Source organism: Candidatus Dadabacteria bacterium (assembly GCA_026706695.1).
In the GTDB taxonomy this organism is placed as follows: Bacteria; Desulfobacterota_D; UBA1144; order Nemesobacterales; family Nemesobacteraceae; genus Nemesobacter.
On the sequence record JAPOYE010000062.1, the window covers coordinates 1 to 17,158 of the forward strand.

The 17,158-nt window shown below is 51.5% G+C and carries 16 protein-coding genes and 1 tRNA gene; 7 read left to right on the top strand and 10 right to left on the bottom strand.

Features of this window, described 5'->3' with window-relative positions; translation table 11 throughout:
* Positions 1 to 75 precede the first annotated feature (75 nt).
* Positions 76 to 534, top strand: coding sequence for an SRPBCC domain-containing protein (locus tag OXG10_04400; GenBank protein ID MCY3826611.1), 459 nt, complete (start codon positions 76 to 78; stop codon positions 532 to 534).
* A gap of 70 nt (positions 535 to 604) precedes the next feature.
* On the opposite strand, the gene pgeF is transcribed toward OXG10_04400, so the two are convergent.
* Genes pgeF through OXG10_04415 form a run of 3 tightly spaced genes read right to left on the bottom strand, consistent with a single transcriptional unit; the run spans position 605 to position 3,027 of the window.
* Complete coding sequence (pgeF, locus tag OXG10_04405) at positions 605 to 1,282, bottom strand: peptidoglycan editing factor PgeF (protein ID MCY3826612.1); 678 nt, start codon at positions 1,280 to 1,282, stop codon at positions 605 to 607.
* Positions 1,279 to 2,235: an RluA family pseudouridine synthase gene (locus OXG10_04410; GenBank protein MCY3826613.1), complete on the bottom strand. Its 957-nt coding sequence runs from the start codon at positions 2,233 to 2,235 to the stop codon at positions 1,279 to 1,281. The genes pgeF and OXG10_04410 overlap by 4 nt, the downstream gene beginning before the upstream one ends.
* Positions 2,236 to 2,244: 9 nt before the next feature.
* Positions 2,245 to 3,027, bottom strand: coding sequence for an SAM-dependent chlorinase/fluorinase (locus tag OXG10_04415; protein MCY3826614.1), 783 nt, complete (start codon positions 3,025 to 3,027; stop codon positions 2,245 to 2,247).
* A gap of 55 nt (positions 3,028 to 3,082) precedes the next feature.
* On the opposite strand from OXG10_04415, the gene OXG10_04420 reads away from it, so the two are divergent.
* Positions 3,083 to 3,841, top strand: a complete 759-nt coding sequence (locus tag OXG10_04420; protein ID MCY3826615.1) for a ribonuclease Z — start codon at positions 3,083 to 3,085, stop codon at positions 3,839 to 3,841.
* A gap of 17 nt (positions 3,842 to 3,858) precedes the next feature.
* On the opposite strand, the gene pyrF is transcribed toward OXG10_04420, so the two are convergent.
* Entirely contained in the window at positions 3,859 to 4,602 is a 744-nt protein-coding gene (gene pyrF, locus OXG10_04425) for an orotidine-5'-phosphate decarboxylase (protein MCY3826616.1), read from the bottom strand.
* Between the two features lie 139 nt (positions 4,603 to 4,741).
* Here pyrF and ispH point away from each other — a divergent pair, with 139 nt between their 5' ends.
* Together ispH and OXG10_04435 are read left to right on the top strand one after the other, a co-directional pair.
* A complete protein-coding gene (ispH, locus tag OXG10_04430) occupies positions 4,742 to 5,725 on the top strand; it encodes a 4-hydroxy-3-methylbut-2-enyl diphosphate reductase (protein ID MCY3826617.1) in 984 nt (327 codons plus the stop codon).
* Between the two features lie 11 nt (positions 5,726 to 5,736).
* Complete coding sequence (locus tag OXG10_04435) at positions 5,737 to 6,033, top strand: hypothetical protein (GenBank protein MCY3826618.1); 297 nt, start codon at positions 5,737 to 5,739, stop codon at positions 6,031 to 6,033.
* A 26-nt stretch (positions 6,034 to 6,059) separates the two neighbouring features.
* On the opposite strand, the gene OXG10_04440 is transcribed toward OXG10_04435, so the two are convergent.
* The gene (locus OXG10_04440) at positions 6,060 to 6,830 is read right to left on the bottom strand and encodes an SDR family NAD(P)-dependent oxidoreductase (GenBank protein MCY3826619.1); all 771 of its coding nucleotides are present in this window, start codon (positions 6,828 to 6,830) and stop codon (positions 6,060 to 6,062) included.
* Positions 6,831 to 6,997: 167 nt separating this feature from the next.
* Positions 6,998 to 7,073 (bottom strand) — tRNA-Glu (locus OXG10_04445).
* Positions 7,074 to 7,244: 171 nt separating this feature from the next.
* Here OXG10_04445 and OXG10_04450 point away from each other — a divergent pair.
* Genes OXG10_04450 through OXG10_04460 form a run of 3 tightly spaced genes read left to right on the top strand, consistent with a single transcriptional unit; the run spans position 7,245 to position 11,466 of the window.
* Complete coding sequence (locus tag OXG10_04450) at positions 7,245 to 8,030, top strand: HAD-IA family hydrolase (GenBank protein ID MCY3826620.1); 786 nt, start codon at positions 7,245 to 7,247, stop codon at positions 8,028 to 8,030.
* 18 nt (positions 8,031 to 8,048) lie between these two features.
* A complete protein-coding gene (locus OXG10_04455; GenBank protein MCY3826621.1) occupies positions 8,049 to 10,442 on the top strand; it encodes a glycoside hydrolase family 65 protein in 2,394 nt (797 codons plus the stop codon).
* Between the two features lie 43 nt (positions 10,443 to 10,485).
* Positions 10,486 to 11,466 carry a 3'(2'),5'-bisphosphate nucleotidase gene (locus OXG10_04460; protein MCY3826622.1) on the top strand — a complete coding sequence of 327 codons (981 nt, stop codon included), beginning with the start codon at positions 10,486 to 10,488 and terminating at the stop codon, positions 11,464 to 11,466.
* Positions 11,467 to 11,609: 143 nt separating this feature from the next.
* Here the strand turns inward: OXG10_04460 and OXG10_04465 are convergent, their stop codons facing one another.
* From OXG10_04465 to OXG10_04480, 4 genes are read right to left on the bottom strand one after another with little or no spacing between them, the layout of a single operon-like run.
* Positions 11,610 to 12,413: an undecaprenyl-diphosphate phosphatase gene (locus tag OXG10_04465; protein ID MCY3826623.1), complete on the bottom strand. Its 804-nt coding sequence runs from the start codon at positions 12,411 to 12,413 to the stop codon at positions 11,610 to 11,612.
* Between the two features lie 3 nt (positions 12,414 to 12,416).
* Positions 12,417 to 15,239 carry an excinuclease ABC subunit UvrA gene (gene uvrA / locus OXG10_04470; GenBank protein MCY3826624.1) on the bottom strand — a complete coding sequence of 941 codons (2,823 nt, stop codon included), beginning with the start codon at positions 15,237 to 15,239 and terminating at the stop codon, positions 12,417 to 12,419.
* Between the two features lie 36 nt (positions 15,240 to 15,275).
* A complete protein-coding gene (locus tag OXG10_04475; protein MCY3826625.1) occupies positions 15,276 to 15,992 on the bottom strand; it encodes a gamma-glutamyl-gamma-aminobutyrate hydrolase family protein in 717 nt (238 codons plus the stop codon).
* A gap of 56 nt (positions 15,993 to 16,048) precedes the next feature.
* A complete protein-coding gene (locus tag OXG10_04480; protein MCY3826626.1) occupies positions 16,049 to 16,867 on the bottom strand; it encodes a hypothetical protein in 819 nt (272 codons plus the stop codon).
* Positions 16,868 to 17,158 lie beyond the last annotated feature (291 nt).

Consider the following 17,158-nt stretch of genomic DNA (forward strand, 5'->3'; position numbering starts at 1 on the left):
AGGATGTGTCGAGACTTCTATGGGACAATTCAGATGCATGGGTTAAAACTCTAGTTAAGAACAGAAGAGATGGGCATGAATAATTTTACCGTACGTACCGACCGCATTCAGATCAACGCACCCATTGACTTCGTTTGGGAGGTCCTGACTGACGTTGAAAAATATGGTGAGTGGAATCCATTCACATCTCAGGCCAGAACCGATTTTAAAATTGGATCGCCCGTTCGTCTACTGGTAAGAATGTGGCCCACAAAATTCAGAATAACTGAAACTCTATGTGCATTTGAAAAACCACGTCTTATTTCTTGGAGCAGGAATTTCGGAACTTCCTGGCTCTTATTTGTGGTGCGAGAGCAGCATCTGGAACCTGTAAGTGATGACAGTTGCAGCTACCATAATGTCGACCTAATGAGCGGCGTGCTTTCACCAATAATTTCACTTCTCTTTGGCGGTTATATACGCCGCGGTTTTAGCGATGTAGGAGTGGGATTGAAACTTCGCGCAGAAACTCTGTATCAAGAGACGAAAAACTAAAGATCTGCCGAAGTACCGTGTTCCGTCTCCGTGTTAAGCTGCGATACTGCGCTGAAAAAAAAGAAATCCGCTAAGGGGAAATCCCGACAAAGCTAATCATCTTGTCCGTACCGGAACCGTCTCTTCTGTATGAAGGAAGGCCCTGACAACAAGTGCACAGATTCATTATCTCGATTTGCTGAACTCCCGCATCACGAAGTTCGATTCTGTTAAGTTCCACAAGATCTAGAAGAAACTTCCCGTCGCCTTTTTCAAGAAGCCAGTCCGCTTCGCCGCTGAACTTTGAGATGAACTGTGACGCTACATCGTCTCGAACTTCGTAGCAGCATCCCCATATCGCCGGACCTATTACGGCCACGGCGTCCTGCGGCTTCAAAGAGTATTTTTCACAAACGGCCCCAACACAGTCCCTAGCCGCGCGCAGTGAGGTTCCGCGCCACCCCGCGTGGACGGCGCAGACGCATCCGGAATCGGGAAAGCAGAGCAAAACAGAAACGCAGTCGGCCGTGATGACCCCCACGCCTACACCTTTTTGCTGCGTAACGACCGAATCGGCTTCAGCAGGTTCCTCTGCCATCGCACCGTCGGCGAAAAAAACAGTGTTGCCGTGAATCTGGTTCACGGTAAGGATATTTTCAAGCCCGTGAGCAGAAGCGATTTTCAGAATATCCGGCCCTCCGGGATCATGAACGAAACCGTGTATAACGCCGCTGCACTTCTCAAGCAGGGTCGAACGAAAAACCTTCATCCGCTCCGCTTCCTTAGAAAATCGATCACTGAAACCATATCCTCGGGGATTTTCGCCGAAAGCTCAATTCGCTTTCCGGTCGCCGGATGGGTGAAGCCGAGGCTTCTCGCATGAAGAGCGTGCCTCTTTATTAACGCTCCAAGTACCCTCGAATTTTTCGGGTGGCTTTTTTTCCCTCCGTAAACTTTATCGGCAAGCACCGGAAACCCGTTTTCAGAAAAATGAACCCTTATCTGGTGAGTTCTTCCGGTCTTCGGCCAGACGCTCACAAGAGTCGCTCCGTGCAGCCCTTCGATTACCTCCCAGCGGGTCTCGGCATCTCTTCCGGCTCTGGAAAAAGAGGTCATTTTTATCCTGTTCGAGGAACTCCTTCCTATGGGGGAGATGAAAACCCCTGAACCTTTTTTCATTTCCCCGGAAACAACAGCCACGTATTCCTTTTCCGTCTCCCTGGTCTTGAACTGCTCGGAAAGACTTTTGTGCGCCTGATCGTTTTTAGCGACAACCATGACCCCGGAGGTTTCCTTGTCGAGGCGATGCACTATCCCCGGGCGCATCTCGCCTCCTATTCCCGAAAGATCCTCGCACATATAAACAAGAGCGTTCACAAGCGTACCGCTCGTCACTCCTGCTCCCGGGTGAACCACCATACCGGCGGGTTTGTTGACGACGATTATGTCACGGTCCTCGAAAACAACCTCGACATCGATCTCCTCTCCCTTGATGCCGCAGGGCTCAGGAGGAGGAATGTTAACGCTCAGGCTCTCCCCGCCGTTTATTATCCTGGAAGGCTTAAACGTTTTGCGGTCAATAAGTATGTTTCCAAGCTCTATGTGCTTTTTTATGCTCGAGCGGCTAAGCTCCGTAAGGAAGCCCGAGAGAAACACGTCGGCTCTCTGCCCGGCAAATTCCCGAGGGATTTCCGTTACGGTTTTTTCTTCTGCAGGTTCCATGAATTCCCCTCAGCTGCTCTCCTCAACGATAATGACTTCCGGCGGAACTTCGCCGAAAACATCGCACGCGCGCCCCTGGTTAACCGATATTTCTATGTATCCCCCGCTTCCCCCGACCACAACGATTTCACCGGGTTCCACGGAAGAATACGATTCCGAGATTCCCGTGACCCGCTTCTCTCCAACTGCTACCACGGCCCGGGCCCCGTCGCTTACTGCCTCCGTCGGTATGCTGGTTATAAGATTTCCGAACTTGTCAGTGTAAACGACGGTTCCGCGGATCTCGGCCCCGTTTACCGAGTATCCGTCGCGGGGAAGAATTTCTGGGTCACGGATTTGCGGCCCGATCTGCGAGAACGGAACCCCGAGCGAGAGATGCGCGGCTACCGGGGAGAATATATCCCTCCCGTGAAAAGTCGAGCTTATCTCTTTTAAAAAATAGTCGCGGTTTTTTATTTCGCGGGCGCTGAAATCCCCGCAGCAGCAAATGACCGAACTGAAAACGCCGTTATCAGGTCCCACGAAAAAATGACCGTCGGCGAAAAGCGCTATAGGTCTTCGTCTGCTTCCGACTCCTGGGTCTACCACGACCAGATGCACGGTATTTTTCGGAAAGTAGCGGTATGAGTTGCCTATGACAAAAGACGCGGCGCGGATGTCGTGAGACTCAATGCAGTGGGTTATGTCGACCGGGTGGACGTCTTCATTTACGGAGAGCATAACCCCTTTCATCGCCCCCACGTAATGATCGCTTGACCCGAAATCCGTTGTCAGTGTTATAATTCTCTTCATCCAGACCGCTCCGCGAGTAAGATTATGGAACGGAGACGGAATTATATCAAGTCAGATGGTGAAGCTTACCGTTTTGGGTTCGGGCACCTGCGTGCCCCACGAGAAAAGAGGTTCCTCGGGATATCTCCTGAGCACCGACGCCGACTTTTCTCTCTTTGACTGCGGAAACGGCACGGTATGGAAGCTCGAGAAAATAGGAGTTGACTATCTCGGGATCGGCAATGTTTTCATAACTCATTTCCACCCCGATCACACTTCCGACCTGATCCCTCTTCTTTTCGCTACCAGGCACCCTTACGGGAAAAAAAGAGAGGAAACGCTTGGGATATGGGGACCGGATGGGTTCTCGGAATTTCTCGAAAAGCTGCGGGCTCCCTACAGGGAGTGGGTAAGGCCAGAGCTCGTGGAAATCCATGAGATAGGAAAAAAGAAACAGAGAATCGGCGACCTTGAGATAAAGACATTCAAAACCGTTCACACTGAAAACAGCATTGGCTATGTTGTACGCTGCGGCGGAAAGAAAATCGTCTACACGGGAGACACGGGTTATTTCCCCGGACTTCGCAAGGTGGCTTCGGGGGCGGACATATTCGTTACGGAATGCGCGCTTCCGGATTCAGAGAAAATGGCCGTTCACATGACCCCTTCAGACATAGCGGAGATTCTTCGGGAAAGAAATCCCAAAAAAATTGTCCTCTCGCATCTTTACCCTTCAATGGACGGAAGAGATCTTCGGAAAGAAATAGAAGCGCTTTCGGGAAACAGAGAAACGGAGATAATAGTCGCCGAAGACTTTATGGAAATCGTTGCATAAGGAAATCAATATTTTATCTAATCCCTCTTTCCGGCAACGGCGCAGTTTACTTCCTCTATAAGATTCTCCGCAACCTCAAGGCTGTTTTCCGCCTCGGTAACCGGGCGTCCGACGACCAGATAATCAGCTCCGTAATCAATAGCCATTTTTGGAGTGAGCGCCCTTTTGTGATCGTTTCGGCTTCTCCCCTCGGGGCGTATACCAGGAGCAACTATTACGAGGCTGCTTCCAAACTCCCGCCTTATTTCCCGTATCGACTCCCCCGAAGCCACAACTCCGTCACAGCCGGCTTCGATCGACCTTCGTGTAAAAACCCGTACGTACTCATCAAGCTCCAGATTCTCGTTCATCATAAGCGCTCTCAGGTCGTCCTGATCGAGGCTTGAGAGAAAAGTGAGGGAAAGAATAAGAGGCCGGTCTCTTTTGCCACGGCCTTCCTTCGCGGCAGCCACCGTCGCCTTTCCGCCGTTTATGGTAACGAACTCTACTCCCTCGGGCACCGCCCGAAGCGCGGCCGTAATCGTACGGTCTATGTCTCCCATCTTGAGATCAAGGAAAACTCTCTTTCCAAGTCCCACGAGCTCCTTTACAAAGCTCATCCCCTCGCGCATAAAAAGCTGGTAGCCGACCTTGTAGATGCCGATCCTTTCGCCAAGAAGCTCCACAAGGGCAAGAGCTTCCTCGCTTGAGTCAAAGTCAAGCGCTATTATGAGCCTCTCGCAGCTCTGCGGCGCCCTCTCTCCATTGTTCTCCGGTCCCATGACTTGAAAATCCCTTTGTGTTGTGTGCCGCGACGTTATATCGCTCCGGCGAGAATAAACGGGATAAAGCATACCCGGCAAACGCGCACCATGCTTATGGCTACAACCCGATTTCCCCCATGTTAGCCGGGAAGCTGTTTTGCTTGACCTGCGTTGTCACGGCGTTATCATCTACGGTGACATGCGAGTCGTAGTCGCTAAACCCAGAGGATTCTGCGCAGGAGTCGAAAGGGCGATCGAAATAGTCGAAAGGGCCCTTGAGATGTACGGTCCCCCTATCTATGTCCGCCACGCCATAGTTCACAATAAAAGGGTAGTGGATTCTCTAAGACAAAAAGGTGCCGTTTTCGTTGAGGAACTCGACGAAATAAACGATCCTGAGGCCCGGGTCATCTTCAGTGCCCACGGCGTAAGCCCCGCGGTTATCGACGAAGCCAAAAGACGAGGCTTCCAGATAGTGGACGCCGTCTGTCCGCTCGTAACCAAGGTCCACAACGAAGTGAGGCACTACTCCGAGATGGGATACACGATAATACTCGTAGGCCACAGGGATCACGTAGAAGTCATAGGAACGAAAGGCGAGGCGCCAGACAGCGTCGTGGTTGTGGAATCGGCAAGCGAGGCCCTCTCGGTTAATATCCCGGATCCACAAAAAGTAGCCTACGTGACGCAGACTACCCTAAGCGTCGACGACACGAAGGAAATAGTGGCGGCGCTTGAAAAGCGCTTTCCGAAAATCGCAAAGCCTTCCAAGCTCGATATCTGCTACGCCACCCAGAACCGCCAAGATGCCGTAAAAGAACTCGCCGAGATCTCAGACGTCATTTTCATCGTGGGATCACCCGAGAGCTCGAACTCAAACAGGCTGGTCGAAGTCGCAAAATCATGTGGCGTAAGAGAAGCCTACTTGATTGAAGATACAGAAGGGCTCGGCGGTGTGGAAACGCTTGAGCAGAACATGACCGTGGGTATAAGTTCCGGCGCCTCAACTCCCGAGGTAATAATCGAAGAACTGCTGGCAAAGCTACAGGATTTGGGAGCCACCACCTTTGAAGAATTCAGCTTGAAGGAGGAATCCACGAAATTCCCCTTTCCACATTCGCTTGAGTTCTCAACAAGCTGAGTCTACCGAAAATGCAGGAACAAACCTCAAGGTACGTAGCCGACATAGAGGTCCCGGAGGGGGTAGTGTCAATAGACTGCGAGGTGAGAAACGGGGATAAGCCGGAGATCCTCTTTATCCTGAACAGCTCAACATGCGAGGGAACCGAAAACCCGCCCGTCGGAGATTTCCGGGGCTCTCTTGAGGGCCGCGGAGAAATCATAGTGGAAGCCGAAACGGACGATCCCGAAGCCTTTATAAGAAAAACCCTCTCCGCCGCGTACGGACCCCTCGCGGATATAACCCTTACAGATACAGATACCGACTGACGGATTCGGGGACGGAAACTGTTTCCTTAGTTAGCTATCCACCCGCCGTCAACGGAAAGCTCCGCTCCCGTCATGTACGCCACGTTTTCGCTGTCGCAGAGGAAAAGCACCGCGTGCGCCATTTCCTCGGGGGTCGCGAAACGGCCCAGGTGCCCGGTTATAGGCTGAAGCCCCTTCAGATACGCATCAAGCTCCGGTGGCGAATTGTCAAGAAAAGCCTGTACCATCGGAGTCAGGGTAGTGCCGGGATTTATGGCGTTTACCCTGATGCCGTTTGCCCCGTACTCAAGGGCCATGCTTCTTGTGAGCTGCGACACCGCTCCTTTGGTGGAATTATATGCGGCGGTGCCCGGTATGGCCTTAATTCCCAGTATGGAGGAGTTGTTGATTATTGTGCCTCCACCCTGCTCGATCATGTGTGGAATCGAGAACTTGGACATCATGAAGGTGCCCCTTACGTTAATGGCAAATACCTGATCCCAGTCCTCAATAGACGTCTCGTGAGTAACTGAGAGAGGAAGCACCCCTGCGTTATTAAACAGTATGTCGATTTTGCCGAAAAGCTTTATGGCATGCTCCACGGCCTCCTTGCAGTCCTCTTCCTTCGACACGTCGCTTACGAGATACTCTATGTTGCCGGGAGAATCCTTGGCCAGCTCCGCAGCCTCCACAAGAGTGCTTTCAGTTCTGCCGGTTATAAGAACATTCGCGCCCTCATTTGCAAAAAGAAGCGCCGTGACCTGTCCTATTCCCAGACTGCCACCGGTGATTATCGCGGATTTACCCTCAAGTTTCATTTTACCCCTCCTTGGTAGTGGTTATTTATGCAAGCGGCAAGCGCCAGCAAACTCAAGGTTAGTTTAAAACATCATGGGTAGCTGCGTCAATTCCCGGATGGCTTTTTTCACCGTCGCTGATACAAGACACGGAGAGTACGGAAGACTCCGTCGAAAGAAAGTGGAATTGGTAGCCCCAACGGGATTCGAACCCGTGTTTCAGCCTTGAGAGGGCTGCGTCCTAAACCCCTAGACGATGGGGCCAAACTCACAAGGAGTTATGAACCTATCATAAAAAGAGTTCAAATTCAAAAATGCCCCGCAGAAGCACCAAATGACCTGGCTGGGTTTTGTATGGTTTTTCGCGGGGAATATGCTGTATAATTAATCCGCAGCAAAAATGCCGTGGGTGAAACTCCTTTTCGGAAGACGGATATGAAAGCACGCGCTCTTAAGACAGAACTTCTAAACGGAGAAAGTGTCTTCTCGAAAAACAGATGCGATGCGGTTCTTTTCGATCTTGACGGGGTAATTACCACGACTGAAAAAATTCACTCGGCCTGCTGGAAAAAGACATTTGACGAGTTCCTTCATGCCTGGACAAGCAGGAAGGGGGAGGGCTTCGTTCCCTTTAACGAAACGGACGACTACCTTGAGCATGTCGACGGCAAGCCCCGTTATGAGGGCGTGCGCGGCTTTCTGCTCTCGCGCGCAATAGAACTTCCCGAGGGTGATACAAACTCCCCTCCGGGCGAGCAATCAGTTTTCGGACTCGGAAACAGGAAAAACCAGCTGTTCACGGAAACCCTTGAAAAAGAGTCTCCCGGAATCTACCAGACATCCGTCGCGCTAGCGCGCCATCTTAAGGAAGCCGGGTTTCGCCTGGCAGTCGTATCTTCAAGCAGGAACTGCCGGGCCGTGATGAAGGCCACCGGAGTAGAAAACCTTTTCGAGGTAACGGTGGACGGGGTAACGGCAGCAGAAAAAGGTCTTCGGGGAAAACCGCGACCTGATACGTTTATTGAAGCCGCCTCGGCTCTTGGAGCCAAGCCCGCAAGAAGTATCGTTATCGAGGACGCGGCGGCAGGAGTGGCAGCGGGAGCGAGTGGGGGATTCGGACTGGTAATCGGAGTAGCCAGGAAGCAAAACGAAGAGGAACTTTTTTCAAACGGAGCGGACATGGTCGTAAGCGATCTGGGAGAGTTCGGGCTTGGCGCGTAGCGGGCGAGGAAAACAGGAATGATAAAAAGAGAGAGAAAGGGCATATACACTGCACAGCACATATATCCTCCGGATCCGTGGAGAATAACAGAGAAGCAGTTTTATCCCGAACTAATCGGCCTTGGGGAAACTATCTTCTGTACCTCAAACGGCTACATAGGAATGCGGGGCGCCTTCGAAGAGGGGAACCCGAGCTACCAGAACTTCACCATAGTAAACGGCTTCCACGAAACATGGCCCATCATATACGGAGAGGAAGCCTTCGGGTTCACCAAAATGGGGCAGACCATAGTGAACGTTCCGGACTCAAAGATAATCAAGCTCTATGTAGACGATGAACCCTTTTACCTGCCGACCGCAACCCTCCTCCACTTCGAGCGATTCCTCGACATGAGAAACGGCGTGGTAGAGAGAAATCTCATATGGGAAATGTTCTCGGGGAAACAGATATCTATAAGGTCGAAAAGGCTGGTCTCCATGGAACATCGCCACTTGGCCGCCATATCTTACGAAGTAACGGTTCTCAACGACAAGGCCCCCGTAATCATATCTTCGGAAATAATTGATCACGAAAACTACGCCGAAGGGAATGAGGAACAGCCGGACCGCGGCAATGGAGGAGACCCGCGAAGGGCCAGCAGACTTGAACATCGGGTCCTCGAACCCCGCCTGAACGACGTGCGGGACACGAGCGTGATTCTCTGCCACTCGACCCGAAACAGCAAGATGACGATCACCTTGGGAATCGAGCACACGCTCGAGACAAACTGCGATTACTCCCATACGAGCAAAGCGGCAGGCGACCGCGGAAAAGTGGTTTTCATGGTTGACGCCCGAAAGGGAGAACCGATAAGCCTTACAAAGTACATGACCTATCACACCACGAGAACCGCGCCGCACACAAACGAGGAACTTCGAGAAAGGGCTAGACGGAGCCTTAAAAGAGCCAAGAAGTTCGGGTTTTCGAATCTGCTTGAGGGTCAGCGCAAGTATCTCGACAAATTCTGGGAAAGAAGCGACGTGTGCGTGGAGATGGACAGCGATGAGAGGACTGTGTCCTTCCAGCAGGCTGTAAGATTCAGCCTTTTCCAGATGTACCAGTCGTCGGCAAGGGTTGAAGGAGCCGGCGTGCCGTCCAAGGGTCTTACCGGAGCGGGCTACGACGGCCATTACTTCTGGGACATGGAAATATACTTAATGCCTTTTCTTATCTACACTTCGCCCACTATCGCCGAGAACCTTCTCAAGTTTCGCTACAGCATGCTTGACAAGTCCAGGGGATACGCAAGAAGGCTTAACCAGAGAGGAGCGATGTTTCCTTGGAGAACCATAAACGGGGAGGAGGCTTCAGCTTACTACGCTGCGGGAACCGCGCAGTACCACATAAACGCCGACATAGTCTACGCGCTCAAAAAATACGTTAACGTCACGGGAGATCATGATTTTGTCCCCAAGTACGGGGCGGAGGTCCTGATTGAAACGGCGAGGCTCTGGAGCGATATTGGATTCTACTCGAACTCGGGAGAAAAAAAATTCGAAATACACGGCGTTACCGGCCCGGACGAGTACAACACCGTGGTAAATAATAACACCTACACTAATCTCATGGCCCGCGAGAACCTGAGACTCGCCGCGGCCACGGTTGAAAAACTCGAGGAAACCGAACCCGAACTTTTTAAAAGCCTCGCCCACAAAACCAACCTCCAAATCTCGGAAATAGAGGACTGGAAAAATGCCGCCGAGCGCATGTACATACCGTATGACGAAAAACTCGGAATACACCCTCAGGACAACTATTTTCTCAAAAAGGAAAAATGGGACTTTGAAAACGTCCCGGAAGACAAGTACCCCATACTGCTCCACTACCACCCGCTGGTCATTTACCGCCACAAGGTAGTCAAGCAGTCGGATCTCGTGCTTGCGATGTTTCTTCTTGAAAAGGAGTTCTCGCAGGAAGAAAAAAGACGGAACTTTGATTACTACGACCCTCTCACCACGGGAGACTCTTCGCTTTCTGCCTGCATACAGGGAATAGTTGCCGCCAAGGTCGGACATATGGACAAGGCGATGGAATACGCGGAAAACGCAGTTTTCATGGATCTGGGAGACATGGGACGAAACACCGTTGACGGCTGTCACATAGCTTCCATGGGAGGAACATGGATGATGTTTGTGTTCGGATTCGCCGGGCTCGCCAACAGCGGGCAAAAACCCGAATTCATCCCCAATCTTCCCCAGGAAATGCTTAGGCTCAGCTTTTCCGTCTCAATCCTGGGCAATCTGATAGAGGTGGACATAAACCACTCGGAAACCAGATACACGCTTAAAAATGGAAACGGGATAGCTCTTTCCCATGCGGGAGTCGATTTTGAAATTTCACCGGAGAGCCCAACATTCGTAGCAGATACCTGAAAAACCGCCGCGGTTTTGTCCCAAAACGCGGAATCCGATACAAATGGGCTTTGAATTTGAGAAAAAGGTAGGCCTGGAAGCAGTAACAAAAACGGCAAAGGTCTGCGCAAGAATGAGCGGGAAACCTGAGTTCCGCGAAGCACTTTACAAAACGGATGGTTCCCCTGTAACTCTTGCGGATTTTTTTGTACAGGCGTTAATAAACGAAAAACTCACAGCCGCTTTTCCTGAAATTCCCATAGTCGCCGAGGAAACCTCGTTTTGTCTCGAAGGCAGTTGCGGAGAAAAACTCAGAAGACATCTTGAGAAACTTCTGCCCGAAAAAAGTCCAGACGAAATATTCCGCGCAATCGACAGGGGAAATCACGGGGATGGGAACCACGGTAGATTCTGGACCCTTGACCCGATCGACGGAACAAGAGGTCTTCTTGCGAAACGCCAGTACGCAATCGCACTCGCGCTTATTGAGGACGGTGAGGTAGTTCTCGGAATCCTGGGGTGTCCGGAACTGGGACCGGACAGGAGCAACGGCACAGGCGGAAAAAAGGGGGTTGTATTTTTCGCCGAGAAGGGACAAGGTTCCTGCCAGTTCGGGCTTTGGGGAAGTCCGCAGACCCGCATTTCGGTATCGAGTGTAGAAAAAGCCTCGGACTCCGTCATGTGCGAATCGGTTGAAGCCCCGGATTCGTCCTATGAATTTTCGGGGAAAATCGCCCGGTTTCTCGATATAAGCACAAAACCCGTAAGGATGGACAGCCAGTGTAAATACGCTGTCTTGGCAAGGGGAGATACTTCCATTTACCTTCGCCCCCCTCCGCGAAAAGATTACAAGGAGAACATATGGGACCACGCCGCAGGATACATAATCGTCAGAGAAGCCGGAGGAACCGTTACCGACTCCGCGGGCAAACCGCTTGATTTCTCCGTTGGTAAAAAACTCCTCGAGAATAAAGGAATTCTAGCAACGAATGGTGCCGTCCATGAAGCGGTCCTGCAGGCGGTTAGAAAAACCGTTTCTCGATAACATGGCCGGAAGGAAATAAAAGTTGCCCTCTATTCTGTTCCCGAAGTAGGACCAGAGTCAAGAACTCTTGATAACACAAGAATTATCAAGTGATTCGAATTAAAAAGAAGGATTGTAGGGTGTCCCGCGAATCCTAACCATCCCTATGCCCATGAGTACACCGCAATTATCACAACGGAAAGAACCACCCTGTAGATAACAAAAAGGGTAAACGATCTTGTCCTCACGTAACCGAGCAGAAACCGGATAGCGAAAAGCGCCGAGATAAAAGAAGTTGCAACTCCGAGAACGAAAGACCATCGGAACATATCCGCATACCCAAGATGCCTTATCTCAAAAACCCCGGCAGCAACTATGACAGGTATGGCCAGAAGAAATGAAAACCGCGCGGCTTCTTCTCTTTTGTAGTTTCTGAAAAGCCCTCCGGTAATTGTAACGCCCGCCCTTGAAGCTCCCGGCAGAATCGCAAAAGCTTGAGCCACACCGAAAAAAAGCGCGTCGGCGAGGTTCATGTCAGAAAGAGTCTTGCTCGCGGTCGTTTTTCTGTCGGAGATGTAAAGAAGTACCCCGAAACCAAGAAGAAAGGCGGCAACCAGAACAGGGTCGCGAAGCGCGCCCGAGGCATAGCCCTCGAACAAAAACCCGGCCGCAACAGCAGGCAGGGTAGCGATCACAAGGTAGACTCCGGTTTTTCCATGTTGGCGCCCCTCAAACGAAAAAGATCTCAAGCCACAGAGAAAATCCCGTATGATAAGCGCGAGTTCTCCCCTGAAGCAGTAAAGGATAGCAAAGAGGCTCCCTACGTGAAGCGCCACTGTGAAAGGCAGACCCTGATCCTGCCAAGAAAAAAGCCACGGAACCAGAAACAAGTGGGCTGTGCTACTTACGGGAAAAAACTCGGTTATTCCCTGTATCAGCCCGAGGACTATCGACTGCGCTATCTCCAATCTCTAACTCCCCGCAACCCCGTTTTGTAAAACACCTCTAAGGTAAAAAGCCGTGTGCGAGCCGCTTACCCCGCATATCTCCTCTGGAGTGCCACAGGCCACAAGCTCTCCTCCGTCTTCTCCTCCCCCGGGACCAAGATCAATCACATGGTCCGCACACTTTATGATGTCAAGATTATGCTCTATGACAACTACGGTGTTTCCTAAATCCACAAGCCTTTGTACTACGGAGACGAGTTTCTGTATATCGTCAAAATGAAGCCCGACCGACGGTTCGTCAAGTATGTAGAGGGTCTTTCCAGAGGCTTTTTTCCCAAGTTCCCTAGCGAGCTTTATGCGCTGCGCCTCCCCTCCGGAGAGAGTGGTTACCCGCTGCCCGAGCCTTACGTAACCGAGCCCGACTTCGTCGAGCAACCTGAGCTTCCCTGAAATCTTCGGTATGTTCTCAAAAAAATCCGCCGCCTCTTCTATGGTCATCTCAAGAACGTCCGACATGTTCTTTCCCTTGTACTTGATCGCCAGGGTCTCGTCATTGTACCTCTTTCCTCCGCACACCTCGCACGTGACGTAAACATCGGGAAGAAAGTGCATCTCGATCCTGACGGTTCCGCTTCCCCGGCACCCCGGGCAGCTTCCCTGGGAGAGGTTAAAGCTGAACCTGCCCGGCCCGTATCCCATCACCTTCGACTCGGGAAGCATTGAGAAGATTTTTCTTATCTCGGTGAGCACGCCGGTGTAGGTTGCGGGGTTCGATCTCGGGGTTCTGCCTATCGGGCTCTGATCGACCTTGATGACCTTGTCCAGATTTTCGGTGCCGATGATCTCTCCGTGCGGAGCCGCGCGATTTTTGCTCCGGTTAAGTTTTCTTGACAGGCCATTATAGAGGGTGTCGACCACGAGAGTGCTTTTCCCCGAACCGGAAACTCCTGTGACGCATATGAATGTTCCGAGGGGAAAATCAACGTCAATTTCCCTGAGATTGTTCCCTAAAGCCCCTCGAACCCCAACCCGGGTCCCGGAGGAGCGTCTCGAACCGGGCACCGGGATCCTCTTTCTGCCCGAAAGGTATCTTCCGGTAACCGAACCGGCGCACCGGGAGATTCTCCCGACGCTTCCAGAGCAGACAACCTCGCCTCCGAGTTCTCCTGCTCCCGGACCGACGTCAAGCACGAAATCAGCGCTCTTTATGGTTTCTTCGTCATGCTCGACAACGATTACGGTGTTGCCCATGTCCCTTATGCTCTTTAACGTCTCAACGAGCTTTTTGTTATCCTTCGGGTGAAGTCCTATGGAAGGCTCGTCAAGCACGTACGTTATTCCCGTAAGTTTCGATCCCACCTGGGTTGCGAGCCTCACTCTCTGAGCCTCTCCGCCCGAAAGGGTCGGTGCCGTGCGGTCAAGACTCACGTAGCCAAGTCCTATGTCCCCGAGAAAACCGAGCCGGGAGGATATCTCCTTTATTACCTCCCCGGCGATTTTTCTCTCCTTCACGGAAAGTTCAAGCGACTCGAAATATGGGGCGAGATCGCAAACCGCCATGCCGGCAAGATCCGATATGTTCTTTCCCCTGAAAAGCACGGAAAGGGCGATCTTGTTGAGCCTGGATCCGTCGCACTCTCTGCACGGAACCGTTCTCATGTATTTCGAGAGTTTTTCCCGAAGCTCTTCCGAACCGGTCTGCGAGTACCATTCCGTGAGCATGCCGACGATTCCGGGGAAAGTCGCGGTGTATTCCTTTCGCCTTCCCCTCCTTGCCTTCCTGAAGCTTATTCTCTCCGTCCCCGAACCGTAGAGTATCTTTTGTCTGTGCGGAGCGGAGAGCCGGGAAAACGGGACGTCGAGCGAAAACCCGTAATGCCCGGAGAGTCCCTCGAGTATCCGGGCAACGTATTTTGAATCCTCAAACGGCTTGATCGCTCCTTCGCGAAGGGACTTCCCGGGATCCTCCACTATGAGTTCGGGGTCGAAAAACGTTTCGAATCCGAGCCCTTGGCAGTTCACGCATGCGCCGTATGGACTGTTAAAGGAAAAAAGCCTGGGGGATATCTCCGGGTAGTTTATCGCGCAGTGGGAACAGGAAAAATGTTCACTGAAAGTGAGAGTTTTCCCACCTTCGATTTCGCATTTCAAGAGCCCGCCCGATCTTTTAAGTGCAAGTGAGACCGCGTCTGAAAGCCTTTTTTCCGAACTCTCCCCACGCAAAGCCATATTGTCCACCAAAAGTTCGATAGTGTGTTTTTTGTTGCGGGAAAGCTCTATGTCGTCTTCAAGGTCATAGGTCTCTCCGTCGATTCTAACCCTGACGAAACCTTCCCTTCTCATGTCTTCTAGCTCTTTTCTGTATATTCCTTTTCTTCCCTGAACTACCGGGGAATATACGGACACGGGTTTTCTGCCCGCTTCCTCGCGGATTCTCTCAATCATGCTGGAAGGGATCTGTGAAGATATAACGTCACCGCACTCATAGCAGTGCGGCTCTCCGATCACGGAAAAAAGTACGCGCATGTAGTCGTATATCTCCGTTATGGTCCCGACGGTCGAGCGGGGGTTTCTGTGAAAAGTCTTCTGATCGACCGAAACGGACGGAGAAAGGCCCTCGACGAAATCGACATCCGGCTTGTCAAGCTTCTCGACAAACTGCCTGGCGTAGGAGGAAAGCGACTCCATGAATCTTCTCTGGGCCTCGGCAAAAAGTATGTCGAAGACCAGAGAAGATTTACCCGAACCGCTCACTCCCGTGACAACGGTGAAGCTGCGCCTCGGTATCTTGACGTCTATGTTCTTAAGATTGTGCTCCCGCGCACCGATTATGCTGATGAACTTCAATCTGAAGGCTCCCTTGGGAAAAACACGCAGATAAAATTACCCGATACCGGGGGAACCGTCCGCCGTCCGTGCGGCTTCGGAGAGAAACCGGGTGAAAATCAGTTCTGAAAGGCAGGTCTGCTCAAGCTCGGGATGCCACTGAAAACCTATGACGCGGCCGGCGGCCGACTCAAACCCCTCCACTATTCCATCCGGGGCCAGAGCGTTTACCCGAAGACCCTCTCCGACCCTGTTTATCGCCTGGTGGTGGTAGCTTTTTATCTCGAATTGCTTCTTCTCCGCAAAACCGCCGAAGACCGTGTCCGGAAGAACCGTGACATCGTGGGGCTCGCCCCCTTCGTGACAAAGCGCGTCTGGCAGGAGAGCTTTTATGTCCTGATGTATCGAGCCCCCGTAGAAAACGTTTATGAACTGCATACCTCCGCATATACCGAGAACCGGCATGTCTTTTTCGAGAGCAAGGCGAAGGACGTTGAATTCCGTTTCGGTCCTCTCGGGACTCATGGGGTTTATGGCGGGATGCGGGGATTCGCCGTAGAATTTCGGGTCCATGTCCCTTGAACCCGGTATCAAAAGCCCGTCAATCACTGAGACTATATCGGACAGAAAGCCGGAACCCGACGCCTCGGCAACCGTGGGAATCAGAACCGGGGCGCCGCCGTAGAACTCAACGGCTTTTGAGTAGGCAGACTCTATGAGGTTTGATTTGTCCTCAAGGTCGGTTGTTATGCCTATAACAGGTCGTTCTTTCATGTCTTGGCTTCGGGCCCCTTTCGGGGAATCTCGCCTTGAACAGCATAGATAACGAACTATTCAAGCCTAATAGTCTTCCAGTAAACAGTATCTGACTCCTTGTTCTTCGTCTCCACATATGCCCCGAGTGCCCAGACAAGATTATCGGCCTTCGTGCGGCTGCAGCCATCCGGTGTTACCGCCGCTCCGACCAGGGAAAACTTGATGTCCTCTATGAGATCTTTCGATCTTCCACAAAGTACATGCCGTGCAAGATGATCGGCCCTCTCTGACTTTTTCTCTACAACACCGGGAAACCACCTTAAAAATAACCTTTTTATATGGCGGTCCGGTTTAAAACCTTCCCAATGCAGGTTCCGAAGAAATTCACTGGCCAATGGCATTCTCATTCCTGGTGCCTTCCATGTTTCCATGCCGGGAGGCGGTGGCCATTGCTTCTCGATCCTTTTTTTCGGGTCTCCAAGGAAGGCCGCCAATACAGGCACAACTTCCTCAGTACGCACAAGCCTAGAAATATTATCCCGTAGTTCTTCCAAAGCTTGGTAGTACTCTATATCTTTTCCAAGTGAATATGCCCATTTCCCGATCGCTTTAGCATCCTTCCCTCCTGTCAGTCCTCCCAAGCATTCCTTCACCTGCTGGATTCGCGAGCGGTCAGAATCGACCGCTTTGGAAAACGCTACTGGATTATAATTTTCCAGAAGCGATTCAAACTCTTTCCTGCGATTGAGAAAGGTTGACCATCTGCCCATATTGCTAGCCAAAGCAAGTGAGGCAGCCTGAAATACTGCTGAATTGTTCTTCCGGTCATTTTTCCCATTTTTCCGAGGATGAATTTGACCCAAGGATTCTACAAGGCGGTCGGCCATGTTCATTGAGTCACATGAGTCTTCTATGCAGAAATCTTCGCATAGTCTTTGCCTGACTTTGGGACATTCAAATAATCTCTCAGATATTTTCTCAATATCAAGAACTTTCATCTTGAATTAGAACACTGAAATTGCGTATTCGCTCGCAATTCTGACTGACTTATTTTGATCAATAAGGCACTTCTAAAAATACCCTCGTATTCCAGTTAAACTTCAAGCAGGAACAAAGAATACCCGCTCACCCCCCCCCCCCGTCAAATTACAGGGGGGCCGTGGGTGTGGATACAAAACAATGCC

What these genes read in the sequence shown, in the direction of transcription:
- OXG10_04410 (MCY3826613.1), bottom strand. Translation starts at nt 2,235, where the DNA reads ATGGAACCTGCAGAAGAAAAAACCGTAACGGAAATCCCTCGGGAATTT.
- pyrF (MCY3826616.1), bottom strand. Translation starts at nt 4,602, where the DNA reads ATGGGACCGGAGAACAATGGAGAGAGGGCGCCGCAGAGCTGCGAGAGG.
- OXG10_04440 (MCY3826619.1), bottom strand. Translation starts at nt 6,830, where the DNA reads ATGAAACTTGAGGGTAAATCCGCGATAATCACCGGTGGCAGTCTGGGA.
- OXG10_04455 (MCY3826621.1), top strand. Translation starts at nt 8,049, where the DNA reads ATGATAAAAAGAGAGAGAAAGGGCATATACACTGCACAGCACATATAT.
- OXG10_04420 (MCY3826615.1), top strand. Translation starts at nt 3,083, where the DNA reads ATGGTGAAGCTTACCGTTTTGGGTTCGGGCACCTGCGTGCCCCACGAG.
- OXG10_04450 (MCY3826620.1), top strand. Translation starts at nt 7,245, where the DNA reads ATGAAAGCACGCGCTCTTAAGACAGAACTTCTAAACGGAGAAAGTGTC.
- OXG10_04435 (MCY3826618.1), top strand. Translation starts at nt 5,737, where the DNA reads ATGCAGGAACAAACCTCAAGGTACGTAGCCGACATAGAGGTCCCGGAG.
- OXG10_04415 (MCY3826614.1), bottom strand. Translation starts at nt 3,027, where the DNA reads ATGAAGAGAATTATAACACTGACAACGGATTTCGGGTCAAGCGATCAT.
- OXG10_04480 (MCY3826626.1), bottom strand. Translation starts at nt 16,867, where the DNA reads ATGAACATGGCCGACCGCCTTGTAGAATCCTTGGGTCAAATTCATCCT.
- OXG10_04475 (MCY3826625.1), bottom strand. Translation starts at nt 15,992, where the DNA reads ATGAAAGAACGACCTGTTATAGGCATAACAACCGACCTTGAGGACAAA.
- pgeF (MCY3826612.1), bottom strand. Translation starts at nt 1,282, where the DNA reads ATGAAGGTTTTTCGTTCGACCCTGCTTGAGAAGTGCAGCGGCGTTATA.
- OXG10_04460 (MCY3826622.1), top strand. Translation starts at nt 10,486, where the DNA reads ATGGGCTTTGAATTTGAGAAAAAGGTAGGCCTGGAAGCAGTAACAAAA.
- OXG10_04400 (MCY3826611.1), top strand. Translation starts at nt 76, where the DNA reads ATGAATAATTTTACCGTACGTACCGACCGCATTCAGATCAACGCACCC.